10 protein-coding genes are annotated in these 17,313 nt (G+C 70.8%); all 10 read right to left on the bottom strand.

What is annotated here, in order from left to right; genetic code table 11:
* Window position 1 precedes the first annotated feature (1 nt).
* The 10 genes from RKD20_RS05820 to RKD20_RS05865 all read right to left on the bottom strand — a co-directional run bounded on the left by RKD20_RS05820 (window position 2) and on the right by RKD20_RS05865 (window position 17,172).
* A complete protein-coding gene (locus tag RKD20_RS05820) occupies window positions 2-1,543 on the bottom strand; it encodes a right-handed parallel beta-helix repeat-containing protein (protein WP_424876728.1) in 1,542 nt (513 codons plus the stop codon).
* An 8-nt stretch (window positions 1,544-1,551) separates the two neighbouring features.
* Window positions 1,552-3,492: an alginate lyase family protein gene (locus tag RKD20_RS05825; protein WP_424876729.1), complete on the bottom strand. Its 1,941-nt coding sequence runs from the start codon at window positions 3,490-3,492 to the stop codon at window positions 1,552-1,554.
* A complete protein-coding gene (locus tag RKD20_RS05830; RefSeq protein WP_424876730.1) occupies window positions 3,489-5,669 on the bottom strand; it encodes a bi-domain-containing oxidoreductase in 2,181 nt (726 codons plus the stop codon). The genes RKD20_RS05825 and RKD20_RS05830 overlap by 4 nt, the downstream gene beginning before the upstream one ends.
* Before the next feature lie 16 nt (window positions 5,670-5,685).
* Window positions 5,686-7,620 (bottom strand): asparagine synthase (glutamine-hydrolyzing), encoded by a 1,935-nt coding sequence (gene asnB / locus RKD20_RS05835; protein ID WP_424876731.1) that lies wholly within the window; start codon window positions 7,618-7,620, stop codon window positions 5,686-5,688.
* Window positions 7,621-7,623: 3 nt separating this feature from the next.
* Entirely contained in the window at window positions 7,624-9,177 is a 1,554-nt protein-coding gene (locus RKD20_RS05840) for a Wzz/FepE/Etk N-terminal domain-containing protein (protein ID WP_424876732.1), read from the bottom strand.
* Window positions 9,174-10,547 (bottom strand): Wzz/FepE/Etk N-terminal domain-containing protein, encoded by a 1,374-nt coding sequence (locus RKD20_RS05845; protein ID WP_424876733.1) that lies wholly within the window; start codon window positions 10,545-10,547, stop codon window positions 9,174-9,176. The genes RKD20_RS05840 and RKD20_RS05845 overlap by 4 nt, the downstream gene beginning before the upstream one ends.
* Window positions 10,544-11,812, bottom strand: coding sequence for a glycosyltransferase family 4 protein (locus tag RKD20_RS05850; RefSeq protein ID WP_424876734.1), 1,269 nt, complete (start codon window positions 11,810-11,812; stop codon window positions 10,544-10,546). The genes RKD20_RS05845 and RKD20_RS05850 overlap by 4 nt, the downstream gene beginning before the upstream one ends.
* Window positions 11,802-13,118 carry a nucleotide sugar dehydrogenase gene (locus tag RKD20_RS05855; protein ID WP_424876735.1) on the bottom strand — a complete coding sequence of 439 codons (1,317 nt, stop codon included), beginning with the start codon at window positions 13,116-13,118 and terminating at the stop codon, window positions 11,802-11,804. The genes RKD20_RS05850 and RKD20_RS05855 overlap by 11 nt, the downstream gene beginning before the upstream one ends.
* A gap of 73 nt (window positions 13,119-13,191) precedes the next feature.
* On the bottom strand, window positions 13,192-14,562 hold the full coding sequence (locus RKD20_RS05860) for a sugar transferase (RefSeq protein ID WP_424883153.1): 1,371 nt from the start codon (window positions 14,560-14,562) through the stop codon (window positions 13,192-13,194).
* 795 nt (window positions 14,563-15,357) lie between these two features.
* Window positions 15,358-17,172: an ABC transporter ATP-binding protein gene (locus tag RKD20_RS05865; RefSeq protein WP_424876736.1), complete on the bottom strand. Its 1,815-nt coding sequence runs from the start codon at window positions 17,170-17,172 to the stop codon at window positions 15,358-15,360.
* Between the last annotated feature and the right edge of the window lie 141 nt (window positions 17,173-17,313).

The following is a 17,313-nucleotide window of genomic DNA, read 5'->3' on the forward strand; positions in this document are numbered from 1 at the left end:
CTCAACCACCGGCCCGGGCGACGAGGGTGCTGCCCGCGTCCTGCTGGTTCGGCATGCCCTGCCAGCGCTCGAACGCGAGCATCCTGCTCGGGTCGTGGACGACGAACTGCCATGGTCCGACGTAGACGTTGTCGTGCCAGCGGTTGTGCTGCTTCTGCGTGATCGCGTCGGCCACCTTCTCGCCCTTGTACGGCGACCAGTCCGGATAGGTGCCGTAGTTGGACAGCACCGCCATCCGGTCGCATTTCGTCGTGCACTTGAGGACGGACTTGTCCAGCACGAAGCGGTTGTCGTGGATGTCCACCCGCTGGGTCTTCCACCGGCAGTCTGCGTAGAGCGGCGCCTTGGCGATCGCCGGCTTCGCGCAGCTGCCGGTCTTCTTCACCAGCAACGTGCAGTCACCGGAGGATGTGTTGGCCGGGCTGTTGCAGAACCGGTCGGCGTTCTCCCAGAGGGTGATTCCGGACCAGTTGTTCTCCAGCAGGTTCCGATAGATCTCGATCTTGTCGGTGCGGGCCTTGATCCGAGGTTCCCCGCCCGACTCGGACAGGTAGAGGGTCGCGAACGGGAAACTGTCACCCTTGTCGGCCGCCTTGCGGCCCTCGACCCAGTTGTTCCGCCGAATCGTGTTGTTCCGGATGATCGCGTTGTAGCTGATCTCGTAGATCAGCGCGGCACCGTCGTTGGCCTCGATCACGTTGTTCTCGATGAGGAAGTCGTTGTTGTTGGTGTCCGCCCACAACCCGGTTCCCCGGTTGCCGTGCACCCAGTTCCCGCGTATGTCGGCGCCGTTGACGGCCCAGAACTTGACGCCTCCGGTGCAGCCGCAGCCGGGCTTGCGCCGCTCCCAGTCTCCGGTGTTGTTGCCCACGATCTCGTTGCCCTCGACCACCAGGCCGGTGATACGGCCGTTGCCCTTGTACGCGTTCATGCCGTACTGGCCGTTGTTCCGCAGGCAGCTGGCGCGGACCTGCTGGCGGGCACCGGCCATCAGCCCGGCACCGGAGTTGTCCTGGATCGTCGCGTCCTCGATGACCCACCCGTCGGCCGAGTCATGGTTGACCACGCCCTCGTCCGACGGCGCCGCGAAACCCTGCACGGTCAGGTAGCGGATGGTGACGTCGCGGGCGCTGCCGCTGAACGCGTACTGGTTCTTCTTCCCGCCGTCGAACACCGCGCCGGGCGCACCGAGGTAGCGGTCCCCCTGCTTGGGGACGACCTGGGCGTAGCGGTCCGGGTCGAGCCGGTGCTTGCCCGGCCGCAGCCAGAACGTGGTGTGCGGGGGGCTGTTCCTGGTCTTGGCCGCAAGGTCACCGACCTTGCCGGGGTCGACCGTCACCGCACCCGCCGGTGCCTTGGCCGGCCCGGCCGCGGGGTTGGCGCACACCCGGGCCAGGGACTCGGGCCGGGCCCCGGACGTGGTCGGCGCGGCGGTCGGTTTCGCGTCGCCTTCCGGCGTGCCGCTGTCACAGCCGGTCGCCGCCAGCAGGGCCAGCGTCAGCGGTACCGCCGCCAACGCCCAGGGCCGCCTGTTGATCCCCACGCGCCCCCCTAGCCGCGGAACCTGAGCACGGTGGTGAAACCCGCCGTGCCGTCGGTGGAGCCGGTGCCGATCAGGGTGGTGGCGGGTTCCTTGCGCCCGAAGCCGGAGGAGTACCAGCCCAGCGGCGGCTCGCTCTCGCCGCGGTGCGCCTGCCAGGACAGTCGCTCGGGCAGGTCGAGTACGGCGGAGCGGTCCTCGCCGTCGCGGGTCCAGGTGAGCTGGGCCCGGTTCCCGACCAGGTCGGCGGTGATCGCCGGGCCGAGGTGGAACGCCAGATGCACGGTCCGGCGCGGGCCGCTCACCTCGTCGACCAGCCTCAGCTCCTGGCTCTCCGCGGTCAGTTCCACCTGGCGGCGGTGCACGGAGCCCTCGTAGCCGTCGTGCTCGGCGGACCAGCGGGCCACCTCGCCGGACGGGTCCGCGACCAGGACACGGCTCTCGGCGTGCCGGGTCCACAGGAACGGGCCGCCGGAGACGGACTGGTCGGTGCCGTCCAGTTGCAGGGTGTTGTGGCCGAGGGTCGACCGGAAGTACTGCCGCCACTCGGGCTGCCCGTGGTAGCAGTACGTCCCCGGGTCGGCGAGCACATCGACCCCGTCGTGCCGGACCTCCACGGACAGCGCGTCCGCGTGGGCGTGCGCGGCGATGGACAGGAAGCCGTGCGGACCACCGTCGCAGCGGCACCAGATCTCCTCCGGGCCGCGCAGAATCGTCATGCCCGCGTCCGCGAAGTGGGCCGGCCGGCTCGCCGGGCGGGTCGCCGACGGGTCGGTGGGTTTGACGAGCGCGGCCAGCAGCGGGGTGCGCACATCGGTGGCGGTCACCTCCGGCCACCAGTCGAGGCGGCCGAACACGGCGTCCCCGGTGGCCAGCAGCGAGGCCCAGCGGTCGGTGCCCGCGCCGTCCACGATCAGACCGTGCCCGTCGTCCGCGTCCCCCTGACGCGGCGGCCGCAGCCGGTTGTCCACGACGGCCGCGAGCGCGTCGGTCATGCGCAGCAGCACGAGACGGACGGACGCGGGGACCGGCACCTCGGCGGCGTCCGCCTCGGCCAACGCGGCCAGGCCGAGCTCCAGGACCAGTCCGTGGTACTCGGTGGCCAGCTCGCGGTTGAGGCCGGAGCCGTAGGTGTTACCGCGCAGTTGCCGGTCCAGCGAGCGCAGCGCCTCGGCTCGCCAGCGCGTCGAGGAGGGGAACCAGTCGAACGCGCAGGACGCGGCGAACTGACCGGCGGTCTCGGCGATGACGTGGTTGTTCGCCGAGGAGCCCCGGCTGGGGAAGGCCGCCAGCCAGCGCTGGTGGTGCCAGATCTGGTTCCGCGCCACCGGGTTGCCCTCGAACAGGTCGGCCGCGCCCGGCCAGCCGTCGAGCAGTCGGCGGATCCACACCCAGGACAGCAGCCGGATGCCCAGCTCGATGCCGCTGATCCAGTGGACACCGCGCAGCGGCGGGTTGGCCGACCACCACGACCGCAGGTGCTCGGCCACCCGCTCGGCGTACCGCTCGTTCCCGGTGACCGCGTAGGCGGCCGCGAGCCGGGTGAGGTACTGGTGCCGGGACGGCTCCCAGATCTGCTTGATGTCCCCGACCGCGTCCTCGCTGCGGTACGGCACGTCGAAGGCGTAGCCCGAGGGGGCCCGGCGCCCGGTCTTCGGGTCGCGCCACCAGTCCGGGTCGGCCATGTCGTCGCGGACCACCCCGAAGAACTCGGCGTGCCCGTCCATCAGCCGGTCCGCCTCGGCGACGAGGCGTTTGGCGGCGTCGGCGGGTACGGCGGCGATCGTCCCGGCGGGCAGCACGGCGGTGAACCGGGCGCCGGTCGTGCTCGGGCAGTCGGGCGGCGCCGACCGCCAGCGCCGTCTGCGCACCGTGTCGCCCACCCGGCCCGCGACCTCCCGCGGCCCCATCCGGGACAGCCGCCGGAGGTACCAGCCCACGCTCATGGTCATCGGGACCTCGCCAACGTCACCGGCACGCCACCGGCCAGGCCGGCCTGCACGGCGAGGGTGGCCGCCGTGGTGGCGACCAGCGACTCCAGCGGCACCGGCATCGGGCCGCCGGTGCGAACCGCCTTGATGAACGCCGCCAGTTCGGCGTTCTGGCCCTTGTCCCGCGCTTTGGGCAGCTTCGAACTGACCCACTTCTTACGGCCGTACACCGCGGCATGCACGAAGTCGTCGAGGCGCAGCGCGCGACCGTCCGCGACCAGGTCCAGCGTCTCCTTGGGGAAGCCGGACGGGCCGGTGGTGACGTAACTGATGGTGGCGGTGGAACCGTCCGGGTAGCGCAGCACGACCTGCAGATCCTCGTTGCCGGACGTGGCGGTCGCGTACACCGAGACCGGGTCGGCGTCGAGCAGCCAGCTCGCGGTGTCGATGAAGTGGCCGCCCTCGCCGGCGAACCGCGAGCCCTCGGTGCCCTGCTGGAGGTACCAGCTGCCGTGCGTGAGGCGGCCCGCGTTGACCAGGTAGCGGAGGTTCGCCGGACCGCTTCGGGCGCCGAACCGCGTCCTGGCCTCCTGCAGCAGCGGCGCGAACCGGCGGTTGAAGCCCACCTGGAGCCGGTCGTTGCCGGACTCCTCGACCGCCGCGAGCACGCCGGCCAGTTCGTCCTCGGTGAGCGCCAGAGGCTTCTCCACGAACACGGTCTTGCCGGCCAGCAGTGCCTGGCGCGTCAGTTCGGAGTGCGAGCTGTGCCGGGTGACCACGAACACCGCGTCGATGGACTTGTCGCCGAGTACGGCGTCGAGGTCGGTGGTCGCCTCGGCGAAGCCGAACTTCCGCTGCGCGTTGGCCGCGGACAGCGACGTCGTGGTGACGACGGTCGACAGCTCGACGCCCTCGCGCTGTGCGAGGTGCGGCAGCAGCATGGAGGTCGCGTAGTTGCCGGCGCCGACGAACGCCAGCTTCACCGGCGTTTTGGCGGCGCGGGCAGGACGTGCCTTCACGTCCACCGCGGGCACGGCCACCGCGGGAGCCTTCGCTTCCTCCGCTTCCCCGGCCTGCTCGGGGTACCGGAACAGCGCGGTGACGGCCTTCAGCTCGCCGTCCTTCAGGCGCTGGTAGGTCTCGACGGCGTCGTCGAAGTCGGCGACGTGGGAGATCAGGGGTTCCACGTCGACCTTGCCGCGGGCGGCGAGGTCGAGGAAGCAGGCCAGGTTGCGGCGCTCGGTCCAGCGGACGTAGCCGATCGGGTAGTCGCGGCCCTGCAGCTCGTACTCCGGGTCGTACCGGCCGGGGCCGTACGAGCGGGAGAACCGGACGTCGAGTTCCTTCTCGTAGTACGCGTTCCACGGCAGGTCCAGGCGGCACTTGCCGATGTCGACGACCCGGCCGCGGTCCCGGGCCAGCTTGGCGGCCAGTTCGACGGGCTGGTTGCTGCCGCCGCCGGCGGCCAGGTACACCTGGTCCACGCCGTGTCCGTCGGTGAGTTCGGCGACGGCGTTCTCCACGGCGGCGGAGGCCGGGTCGCCGCAGGCCGCGGCGCCCAGGCGCTCGGCCAGCTCGCAGCGCGCCGGGTCGGGGTCGGCGCCGACGACGCGGACTCCCGAGGCGGCCAGGAGCTGCACCACCAGCTGGCCGATCAGCCCGAGGCCGATGACCAGGGCCACTTCGCCGAGCTGCGGCTCGCCCTGGCGAACACCCTGCATGGCGATCGACCCGACGGTGCCGAAGGCCGCGTGCCTGGGCGCGAGGCCGTCCGGCACCGGGACGTAGAGGTTCTTCGGCACCCAGTTGAGCTCGGCGTGCAGCGCGTGCTCGTTGCCGGCGCAGGCCACGAGGTCGCCGACCTTCACGTCGTCGATCCCGGCGCCGACCTCCTCGACCACCCCGCACAGCGAGTAGCCCAGCGGTGTGTAGGAGTCCAGCTTGCCCATCACCTTGCGGTACGTGGCGGGCACCCCGTTGGTGGCCACGCTCTGCATGACCTTGGCCACCTGGTCGGGGCGGGAGCGGGCCTTGCCCAGCATCGACATGCCGGCCTCGGACACCTTCATGAGCTCGGTCCCCGTGGAGATCAGCGAGAAGGCACTGCGGACCAGGACACCGCCCGGCTTGCACCCCGGCACCGGCACGTCGAGCACCGCCAGCTCGCCGCTCTTGTAGTTCTGTACGACCTGTTTCACCGAAGTCCCCTGATTCCTAAGCCGTTTGCCGAGTGCTCTGGCCGGACCCGGAGGTCGCGTCGCGGTACCAGTACTCGAGGGTCAGCACATGCCACAGATGCTTGGAGAAGTCCTGCTGCCCGGCGGCGTCCTCGGCGACCATCCGCGCCAGCGCGTCCCTGCGCAGGAACCCGGAACGCACGAGCTCGCCGTCGTTGACCACCTCGCGCACCAGCGGTGCCAGATCCCGGCTCATCCAGGCCCGCAGCGGGGCGCTGAACAGGCCCTTGGGCCGGTAGACGATCTCCCGGGGCAGGATCGAGGTGGCCGCCTCCTTGAGGACGGCCTTGCCCTGTCGTCCGACGATCTTGCGGTCGCCGGGAACGGCGAACGCCGCCTTGACCACCTCGACGTCCACGTACGGCACCCGCACCTCGGTAGACGCGGCCATGCTGGACCGGTCCGTGTAGGCGAGGTTGAGGCCCGGCAGGAACATCCGGGCGTCCGCCAGGCACATGCGGTTGACGAAGTCGTCGAGCTCGTTGTCCTCGTAGATGTCGGCATGCTCGGTCACCACGTCATCGACCGTCCCCGCCAGGTCCGGATCGATCAGGGCGAGCAGGTCGTCCTGGTCGTACATGGTGTAGCTGCGCCGGAACGCGGTCTCCTCCGGCAGATCGGCGAAGGAGAGGAACCGCTTCGCGAAGCGCACCGACCTGAGGCCCCTGCGGGACGTGGCGACCGGCAGCCGGTCCACGGCCGCGGACAGCCCGCGCCGCAGGGGTCGCGGGACGCGCTGGTACCGCAGTGCGAGCAGGTTGGCCAGGTGCTTGCGGTACCCGGCGAACAGCTCGTCGGCGCCCATCCCCGAGAGCATCACCTTGACCCCGGCCTCCCGGGCGGCCTCGCAGATCAGGAAGGTGTTGATCGCGGCGGGGTCGCCGATCGGCTCGTCCAGGTGGTACGTCATCTGCGGCAGCAGGTCGAGCACGTTCGGGGCGATCTCGATCTCGTGGAGGTCGACGCCGAACCGTTCGGCCACCTGCCGGGCGTAGCGCAGGTCGTCGGGCATCGCCTCGAACTTGGCGTCCTCCGCGCGGAATCCGATCGTGTAGGCGGAGATCCCGGGATGGTCGCGGGCCGCGAGCGCGGTCAGGTAGCTGGAGTCGAGCCCGCCGGACAGGAAGGTCGCCACGGGTACGTCGGAGAGCAGGTGCTGCCGGGTCGACTCCTCGATGATGGCCGCCAGGTCCGGCAGTTCGCCGGTCCGGGCCCGTTCCTGGCCCTCGGCGGCGACGTCCTTCAGGTTCCAGAACCGGCCGCGCTCCACCCGGCCGTCGGGCCTGCACCGCAGCCAGCTGCCCGGCGGCAGCTTCTCCGCCTCGCGGAACGCGCACCGTGAGTCCGGTACCCAGTAGTAGAGCAGCGAGGCCACCAGTGCCGCGTGGTCCACCTCCAGCTTGCCGCCGGTGGCGACGGCTAGCGCCTTGAGCTCGGAGGCGAACACCAGGCCCCCGTCGCGATGGAGCAGGAACAGCGGCTTGATGCCCAACTGATCGCGGACCAGGACCAGTTCGCCGGTGCGCTCGTCGAAGACGCCGAACGCGAACATGCCGCGCAGCCGGGGCAGACAGTCCGTGCCCCAGCGCCGCCACGCCTCGAGCAGCACCTCGGTGTCGGAGGTGCCGCGGAAGCCCACCCCGGCGGCCGCCAGCTCGGCACGCAGCTCGGGCGCGTTGTACAGCTCGCCGTTGTACGTCAGGACGAGGCCGTCCTTGGCCATCGGCTGGGCGCCGGTCTCGGACAGGTCGATGATGGACAGCCGGCGGTGCCCGAGGTGCACCTCGCCGTCACCGACGGGGTGACTGTACCGGCCCGACCCGTCCGGGCCGCGGTGGGCGAGGGTGTCGGTGAGCCGGTCGGTCACGATCTTGCCGTCCGGCCATCGGTAAGTCCCTGCGATGCCACACATGTCCTACCGCACCTCCTGGTCGCTGTCCGGGACTCGTGCGGCCCACATCGGCTGTCGTTCCGTCTTCACCTGGCCGTCCCCCACTGCCTGAACGGCGTGGGAGGTACCCCCACCGTTCTGCCGGGCCGTCCGCTCGCTGTGCCCCCGCAGCGCGACGTGCAGCCCGTCCCAGAGCGTGCCGTCGGTCCGGTCCCGGGGATCGGGGTCGATCAGCACCACACCGACCACCGCGATGCGCTGGTCCGCGAGTTGCCGCGCCACGGTGTGCAGCCATGCGGCGCTGCCGTGCCCGGCACGCACGACGAGCACGGTCCGGGTACCGAGGTACTGGAGGTCGGTCCACGCGGTGCCGGGTGCCACCGAGCCGACGCCCAGCAGGCGCCCTTGGTCCGGCACGGTCGTGGCCTGCTGACCGCTGACCACGCTGGGATCCCCCGGCTTCGGGCGGCGGCCGGAGAGCTCCGAGCCCGGCAGACCGTCGACGACGGCCACGGGCCCGTCGGTCGCCAGCGCCCTGGCGACGTCCAGGGCGATCGCGCTCGTGCTGCGCGCACAGCCCAGTTCCAGCATCGACAGCTGTTCCGCGGAGCCGCGCGCGGTGCGGGCCAGGGACGCGGTGAGCCGTTCGCGTGCCAGCCGGGTCCGTCGGCGCTGCCACGGCCTGCCCGACCGGCGGGGCAGCTCCGAGATGACCGAGGCCCCCAGGTTCGCCGCGATGTCCCGGCGCAGTACGGGGCGGTCCGCGACCACCACACCGACCGCGGCGAGCGCGAGCCCGAGGAAGAGCCCGAGGACGAGCCCGATCACGGAGTCGGTGGCAGCGGCCTTGGGCAGGGAGTGCCGTACCGCGCTCGGGTCGTCCACGATCTGCGTGCCGGCGACGACCGCGGGCGTGCCGGTGCGGGCCTCGGCGGCGCGCTGGTCGAAGTCGGAGATCCGCGAGTTGAGTTCGGCCCGGCGGGCGTAGAGCGACTCGATGCTCGCCGCCCCCGTCGTCTCGCCTGCGGTGGCGCGGTCGTTGATCTCCTGGTTGACCGTGGCGAGCTCGTCGCGCGTGCGGTCACGCTGGTCGAGCAGGGCCTTGGACTCGGCCTGCGCGGTTGCCTTCATCCGCTGCACGTGGTCCGCGACGAACGCGTCGGCCAGCGCCTTGGCCCGGGCCACCGCCTGCGCGTCGTCGTCGCCGGTCACCTCGATCTGCAGCAGGTTGTTGGTCAGGCCGGTGCCCCGGTAGTCCTTCATGAAGTCCTCAGGTTTTTCCGGGGACTTGAGGGACTTCAGAGCCGCGTCGGCGATACGCGTGGTCTGCAGCAGCGCGACGTCGGTGCGGATCAGCGTTCCGGTGTCGTTCGGCTGGTCCTCCGCGTGGGCGACCAGCACCTTGGTCGTCGCGCTCGGCGGCGGCGGCATCAGGACCGCCACTGCCGCGCCGGCCAGGAAGCCCAGGACCGCCATGGCGCACCACAGGCGGCGGCGCCTGCGCACCGCCACCACCAGCGCCTGAAGGTCCAGGAGCGGGGTGGCGGCCGACTCCGGTGAAGTCGTGTTGGTCGTCACGCCCGACCTCCCGTCGCGCGGCCGGGAACCGCGAACGTGAGAGTGGCGTCGTCCGGCGGGTCGGCGGCGGAACGCGTGGGGCCGGCCTGGACCGGGCCTGCGACGACGACGCCCACGACCTCGTGCCGGCCGTCCGCGCACGCCTCGGCGATGCCGGCGAGCTCCTCCGCGGTCCAGGTGTTCGCGCTGAGGACCACCACGGCACCGTTCTCCGTTCCTCGGTCCGGCACGATCGGCCGGTCCACCGACACCTCCACCACGCGCAGCTGCGGATCGTTCCTGGCCTCGGCCAGGAGCTGCCCCGCGGCCCGGCGGGCGATCTTGTCGCCGTCCGGTACGACGAGCAGCAGCCGTCGGGGAGCCGGCAGTTGCTCCTGGAGGCGGGCGCACACCCGCCGGTAACGGAGCCGTCTGCCGGCCTCGTCGCCGGACTTCTGCAGGGCCGGTACGTCCCATCGGGTGTCGGCGCCGAGGAGCCGGCGGATGCGGGCTCCTCGGCGGCCGCCGCCTTCCGTCCCGTGCGCGGGCCATTCACCGGGCACGTCCACGGCGCCCAGCGGCGTCGAGCCCAGTGCCGCGGCGATCTGGGGTTCGGTGCGCAGCCGGCGGTTCATCCGCGCGGCGACGAGATGGCCGAGGACCGCGAGCAGGAAGAACACCAGCGCCCCGCCCACGATGAGCTGCGTCCTCGTCGGCGGCGCCTCACCGGTGGGCCGGGCGGCCTGCCCCATGACGACCATGCCTGACTTGCTGGTCGACGGGTCGGCCTCTTGCAGCTTCTTCATGGCCGCCTCCAGCGAGGTGCGCAGGTTCTCGAGCGCCGTGCGGGACTGGACGCTCTCCACGGTCTGGCCCGGATCGGCGGCCTTGGCCAGGTCGGAGATGCGCCGGTTGGTCTCCGCCACCTGCTTGCGCAGTGCCTCGGTCCGCGTGACCACTGAGGCGTCGGTGCCGCTGCCCGCGACCTCCGCGGCGAACTGCACGAACTGCTGGGCCACCCCGTCGGCGAGCTGCTGCGCGCGCTCCGGGGTGTCGGCCGTACCGGAGATCGTGATGATGTTCCCGTCGCCGGCCTTGGCGCTCACGTGGTCCCGCAGCTCGGAGCGGCTGACGTCGGACCAGTGCAGAGCGTCGGCCGTACGGTCGACAACGGTCAGACTGGTGGCGATGTCGACCTGGGTGAGCAGCTCTCGCTCCTCCCACACCCCTGGCAGCAGTACCGGTGCCGAGGCGGTGTATCGGGGCGGGAACACGAGCACCGAGGTGCCGTAACCGAACAGTGCGCCCACCACGGCGAGGACGGCCAGAAGCCGCCACCGCCGACGGAGTATCCGCCCGATCGTGACGAGGCGGATGGTGTCTTCGTTCAACTGCGCTGCCTCTTCTTCCTTGTGCGCACCGGACCGCTCGCCGACACCGCATTGCGGTCCCGGCACGCGGCGGCATAGGCGGCGAGCAGCGACGCCTGCGAGTTGCGCCAGGAAAGCTGCCCGCCGATTCGCTCCTGGCCGATCTTGCCCATGCGGGCCCGCTTGTCCGGATCGTCCAGCAGTTCCGTGATGAGCTCGGCGAACTGGGCCTCGTCGTTGGCGGGCGCGTAGACGGCGGCGTCACCGGCTGAGACGCGCGCCTCCTTCAGGTCGAAGGAGACGATCGGCCGGCCCATCGCCATGTATTCAAGGACCTTGTTCATGGTCGACACGTCGTTGAGCGGATTGCGCGGGTCGGGAGACAGGCACACGTCCGCGGTGGACAGGTGGCGCAGCAGGTCGGCGTCCGGGATGCGCCCGGTGAACTGCACCTGCTCGGTGAGCCCGAGCTGCCGGGACAGCTCCACCATCGCGTCGAAGGCGTCGCCGGAGCCGACGAACACCGCGTGCCAGTCGGTCCGCCCGAACTCGTCGCGCAGCTTGGCAAGGGCGCGCAGGGCGTAGTCGACGCCGTCCTGCGGACCCATGACGCCCAGGTAGCACAGCAGGTGGGGCTTGCCGCGCTTCAACTCCGGCTCGGGCGGCACCGGTTGGAACCGCTCGATCTGGGGCGCGCTGCGCACCACGAAGACGTCCTCCGGGCGCTTGCCGCCACGGCTCACCGCGACATCCCGGTAGCTCTCGTTCGTGGCGAGCACCACGTCCGCGGCCCGGTAGGTCCGCCGTTCCACGGCGCACACGGCGCGGTAGAGCAGGTCCTTGCCGCGGTCGAACCGGGAGAGGTACAGCTCGGGCACCAGGTCGTGCTGGTCGAAGACGAACCGTGCGCCGCGCCGCCGCAGCCAACGGGCGGACAGGAACAGCAGGTCGGGCGGGTTGCAGGCGTGCACCACGTGGACCGGACCGACCTTGCGGGCCAGCCGGGCCGTGTGCCAGAGCGCCGATCCGTACTCCTTGAGGTAGCCGGCCGGTCCTCCGGTGGCGGCGCTCAACGGGTAGCGGTGGATGCGCACCCCGTCGATGACCGCCTCCGGCTCCGTGTCCCGCTTCTCCCCCTGAGGACAGATGACGTGCACTTCCCAGCCCGCGGCGCGCAGCGTCGTGCACTCCTGCCACACCCGTCGGTCGAACGGCACCGACAGGTTCTCCACCAGGATCAGCGCGCGCCGGCCCGAGCCGTCGCCGCTGACTTCGTTACCAAGCAAGGCCCATGTATCCCGGTTCGGTCCGGCGCGTCTCGGCGTCGGGAAGGCGGATGAGGTCGACGATCACCGGGCCGCCGCCATGAGGCAGGGCCGCGAGGACGGCCGGGTCTTTGGTCCCGACCAGGCACACCTCGGCATGGTCGAGCACCTCCTCGACGGAGTCCGCGAGCAGCTGCGCGAGGTGCGGCAGCCGGGTCTCGATGTACTCGCGGTTCGCGCCGATCAGCCGGGAGAGGCTCACGTTGGCGTCGTGGATCCGCAGGTCGTACCCCTTGCCGTGGAGCCGCTCCGCCAGCTCGACGAGCGGACTCTCCCGGAGGTCGTCGGTGCCGGGCTTGAAGGACAGCCCGAACAGGCCCACCCGGCGCTTGCCGGTGCGCTCCACCAGGTCCACCGCACGCTGCAGATGGTCGGAGTTGGAGGCCAGCACGTGGGAGAGGATGGGCACCGAGACGTCGGCCCGCTGCGCCGCGTGGACCAGGCTGCGCAGGTCCTTGGGCAGGCAGGAGCCGCCGAAGGCGAAGCCGGGCCGCAGGTAGGCGGGGCTGATGTTCAGCTTGCGGTCGGCCAGGAACACGTCCATCACCTGGTGCGAGTCCACCCCGAGCGCCTGACAGACCGCGCCCAGCTCGTTGGCGAAGCCGATCTTGAGGCCGTGGAACGCGTTGTCCGCGTACTTGATCGCCTCGGCCGTCGGTACCGGCACCCGGAACACCTCGCCGGGCAGGCCCTCGTACAGCGCCGCCACCACGTCGCCGCTGGCCGGGTCGAGCTCGCCGATGACCGTCTTGGGCGGGTCGAAGAAGTCCCGCACGCTGGTGCCCTCGCGCAGGAACTCCGGGTTGACCGCGACCCCGACGTCCACGCCGGCGGTGCCGCCGACGTTCTTCTCCAGGATCGGTACCAGGAGGTTCAGGCAGGTGCCCGGGAGCATGGTGCTGCGGAACACCACGGTGTGCCGCCCGCCCCGCTCGGCGAGAGCGGCGCCTATCTCCTCGGTGACCCGCTCCAAGTACGTGGTGCACAGGCTGCCGTTGGGCTCCGAGGGGGTGCCCACGCAGATCAGCGACACCTCGCTGCCCATGATCGCCTCACGGACGTCGGTGGTGGCACGGAGCGCCCCCGTCCGCACGACGTCGGCGGTGAGTTCGCCGATCCGCTCCTCGACCACCGGGGCCTTGCCGTCGTTGACCAGGTCGACCTTCACCTGGTTGACGTCCACGCCGATGACCTCGTGCCCCATGCCGGCCAGGCACGCGGCCGACACGCAGCCCACGTAGCCGAGCCCGAACACGCTGATTCTCATGACCCGTTCCTCCCCCCAGGCAGGCCCTTGTGGCCTGCGGTATGCCCGCCGTCCGGACGGCGTCCCCCGCACATCAGTAGGCCCCGTGGCCGTAGAGCACCGCGCGCAGCGTCTTCCACAAGATCACCGCGTCCAGGGCGAGCGACCAGTCCTCCACGTACCGCAGGTCGAGGCGGACGGCCTCCTCCCACGGCAGGTCGCTGCGTCCGCTGATCTGCCACAGGCCGGTGAGGCCGGGCTTGACCAGCAGTCGCCGCCGGATGTCCGGGCCGTACGCGGCGGACTCCTCCGGCAGCGGAGGGCGCGGACCGACGAGCGACATCGATCCGGTGAGTACGTTGAACAGCTGCGGGAGTTCGTCGAGCGAGTACCGCCGCAGCACCGTTCCCACCCGGGTCACCCGCGGATCCCGGCGCATCTTGAACAGCAGCCCCGCACCCTCGTTGCGGTCGGCCAACTCGGCACGTGCCAGGTCGGCCCCCACGACCATGGTGCGGAACTTGAGGATGGTGAACTCGCGGCCGTCCTTGCCGACCCTGCGCTGGCGGTAGAACGCCCCGCCCCGGCTGTCCGTCACGACGAGCAGTGCGACGAAGAGCATCAGCGGCGCGAACAGGATCAGCAGGATCGCCGAGCCCAACCGGTCGGCGACCGCCTTGATCGCCCGGCGGCCCCCGGTGAACGCCGGCATGCTGACCCGCAGCAGCGGAATCCCGAGCACGGCGTCGACGTGCAGCCGCGGGCCGGCCACCTCCATCAGCACCGGAGCCACGACCATCTCGGCATCGCTGCCCTCCAGGTTCCAGGCCAGCCGCTGCAGCCGGTCCGGTGTCCAGTACGGGTCCGGTGTGATCGCGACGACCCGATAGCCGTCGTTCTCCACGTACTTGGCGACATCCGTCAGCTGGCCGAGGACCGGCACTCCGTCCAGTTCGTCTCCGTCGAGCCCACGCCCGTCCGTCGTGCACACCCCGTCCACCCGCCATCCGAGGTGCGGGAACTTACGGGTGCGGCTGATCAGGTCGCGCACGGTGGCCGGGCTCCCGGCAGCGAGCACCGGTCTCAGACACTGCCCTTCCTTGCGCTGTTTGTGCAGCCCGAGGCGGAGCAGATACCGCGCGGTCATGGTGACGAGCGCGATCGCGGGGATCGCGACGAAGATCCAGAGCTTGATATTGCGCGAGGTGAGGGCGATCCCGCCGAGCGCCAGCACGACGGTCGCCGCGAACAGCGAGCGCCCCAGCCGACGGAATTCCTCGGCACCTTGGCCGAGAACGGCCGGAACCCACGCCCGGCTCACGCCGAACGCTCCCAGCACCAGCAGCTCGGTGCCGAATGCGAGTATTCCCCACTTCTCGTGCCAGTTGGCCGCGTCCCGGGCCCCGAAGAACTCGCCGATGGCCGCCACCACGAAGGCGGTGGTCACGGTGTCGCTGGTGATCACGGTACGGCGGTACCGCTGCTCCCAGTCGTTCGCCGACTGGCCGATCGCCCCGTCCGTCAGACGCTCGTGCGCCGACGGAACGGGGCTGACTATGCCCCCCTCCCGCACAGGTCCCCCCCGGTCCCCAGTGGTACGACGTGGTTGCCGGACATCGTTCCTCCCCCCGGGAGGCCCCCGCCTCCCGCCACGTTCCTCGCAGGACCCCCCGCCCTGCGTCGCGCGCTGTTCCTTTTGCTTGCGGGAGGCACAACCCCTCGCACATGACATGCCTAGGTCAACATTGCGTAAAGAACCGACCTAGGAAGCAGCAGACTTAGACGCTTCGCCAGACTCTCGAGCCGTTCGGGAACCCACTGAAACCTCGGATGCCCCCTGCACCCGAAGCCCCCCTCGGGCTCCAAGAACCCCTCACCCCCGAGCCCGGCGCCGAGACGTTTCTGCTCGGTATAGGCAGCACCGGACCCATAGATCACTATTTGTTGCCCCGTGTCCCACCATGGGCAGCAAGGTCAATCTAGACCATCGAGACCCGTCTGCAAGGGGGCATGTGTGGAATATGTGCTTACGATTTGAAGATGGGGGTAGTGGAGACAGCTTCACCGTAGGTGTTTCGGCCATGAGACGGGCCTCCTGCGCCGACGGGGAGTCTCGGTGACAGGAGGACGCCCCACGGGGTGACCACCGGGTGGCGCAGCCGGTCGAAGGGCCCCCGCGGACTCACGTCCGCGAAGACCCTTGGCACCGTCGGCGCCACTGCTCACCGGTCCGGGCGGCACTCCGCACAGGACGCCCCGTTCAGTGCAACTCGGCCTCCACCGGGTCGTCTTCGAGGAATCCCCCCGACTGGTGGTGCCACAGCTTGGCGTACGGCCCGTCCAGCGCGAGCAGTTCCTGATGGCTGCCCTGCTCCACGATCCGCCCGCGGTCGAGGACGACGAGCTGGTCCATGCCCGCGACCGTGCTCAGCCGGTGCGCCACCACGAGCGCCGTCCGTCCCTCCATGAGCCGCCACAGCGCCTCCTGGACCAGGATCTCGCTCTCCGAGTCCAGCGCACTGGTCGCCTCGTCGAGCAGCAGGATCGGCGCGTCGCGCAGGATCGCCCGGGCGAGGGCCACACGCTGGCGCTGTCCGCCGGACAGCTTGACGCCGCGCTCGCCCACGAGGGTGTCGAAGCCCTCCGGCAGTGCGTCGGCGAACTCCGTGACGTGGGCCGCCTCGGCCGCGCGGCGGATCTCGGCCTCCGTGGCATCCGGCCGGGCGAAGGCGATGTTGTCCCGCAGCGTGCGGTGGAACATCGCCGGGTCCTGCGGGACGTACGCCATCAGACTGCGCAGGTCGGTCTGGCGCAGCCGGCTGATGTCCTGTCCGCCGATCAGGATCCGGCCGCCGTCGATGTCCTGCATCCGCAGCAGCAACCGGGTGAGGGTGGTCTTGCCGCCGCCGGACCGGCCGACGAGCCCCACCTTCGTCCCGCCGGGCACGACCAGGTCGAGCCCCTCGAAGAGCCGCTCGGCGCCCGCGTGGGCGAAGTCCACCCGCTCGAAGCGGACTTCGGCGGCTCCGGGCAGCAGTGGCTCGGGCGACGGCGGGTCGAGCACGGTCGGCGGGGTCAGCAGCAGTTCGGTGAACTGAGCGGCCTCCGTCATCGAGCTCTCCAGGCGACGGTAGATCTGGTTGAACTCGAACATGATCCGGGTCGCGTTGGAGTAGTAGGTGAAGGCGACCACGACCGCCTCGACGCCGTGCTCGCCCCCACCGAGGGCGACCGCGAGCAGCAGCCCCAGGGCGTTGGTCAGCACGGACATCGGCGCGACGAAGGTGTCGATGCGCAGATTGCCGTAGTCCCAGGACCTGAGCGTGAGCCGGCGTGAGACCGCGACGCGGGAGCGGTGCTCGGCGGCTTCGCGGGCCTCGGCGCCGAACGCCCGGACGGTGTCCATGTTCATCAGGCTGTCGGCGACGTGCCCGGACACCCGGGCGACCGCCGCCTCGCGCTCGGCGACCAGGGCCTGGCGGCGCCGGATGAGGGGCGCCGCGCACAGCGCCGTCACGACGATCATCGTCAACAGCCCTACGACGAGCAGGGGTTCGTAGTGCCACAGCACCACCGAGCCGAACAGCAGCGGCACGACGTTGCCCACGACCTGGAACGCCAGCGTGTCGACGAACGGCTCGAAACGGGTGGCGAAGCTCAGGACGCGCTTGGTCAGTGACCCTGCGAAGTTGTCGTGGAAGAACGTGGCGTCCTTGGCGAACAGTTCGTCCATCCCGATCACGTACAGGTGCTCGATGCCGAGGGCGTCGAGACGGTTCATACAGTGCAGGGCGACCCGCCACAGCGCTTCCGCGAGCAGCAGGACACCGGCGAAACCCAGGACGTACGGCAGTGCCGACCCGGCGGTCAGTTCGGCGCCGTCGGCGATGTCGCCGGCGAGCCTGGCGACGATGAGGGGGGCGATGTAGTTGAGACCGATGCCGCCCAGCGCGAACAGCAGCATGGCGGGAGCCGTCAGCCGGCGAAGCCTGGCCAACTCCCGTCCGTAGTAACGAAGTGCGAGTAGCACCGCGCCTCGGCGCGGCGCGATTTTCTCCAGCTCAGGCGTCTGCATCCTAACCCTGTGTGTATGGGGAGTAGCGGTCCGAGTTCGGCAGTGTCCCGCGGTGGCCACCTCGCGGTCCATGCGTTTTTCGGCAGGTCACGCCCATCGAGAAACGCCAAATCTCAAGTGGCGCAAGGGGATTGACGTAGA

The sequence above is a fragment of the Streptomyces sp. SLBN-8D4 genome, assembly GCF_049739545.1.
Taxonomy (GTDB): domain Bacteria; phylum Actinomycetota; class Actinomycetes; order Streptomycetales; family Streptomycetaceae; genus Streptomyces; species Streptomyces canus_C.

Coding starts and splice junctions, on each gene's coding strand:
- RKD20_RS05855 (WP_424876735.1), bottom strand. CDS start 13,118: ATGAGAATCAGCGTGTTCGGGCTCGGCTACGTGGGCTGCGTGTCGGCC.
- RKD20_RS05865 (WP_424876736.1), bottom strand. CDS start 17,172: ATGCAGACGCCTGAGCTGGAGAAAATCGCGCCGCGCCGAGGCGCGGTG.
- RKD20_RS05825 (WP_424876729.1), bottom strand. CDS start 3,492: ATGACCATGAGCGTGGGCTGGTACCTCCGGCGGCTGTCCCGGATGGGG.
- asnB (WP_424876731.1), bottom strand. CDS start 7,620: ATGTGTGGCATCGCAGGGACTTACCGATGGCCGGACGGCAAGATCGTG.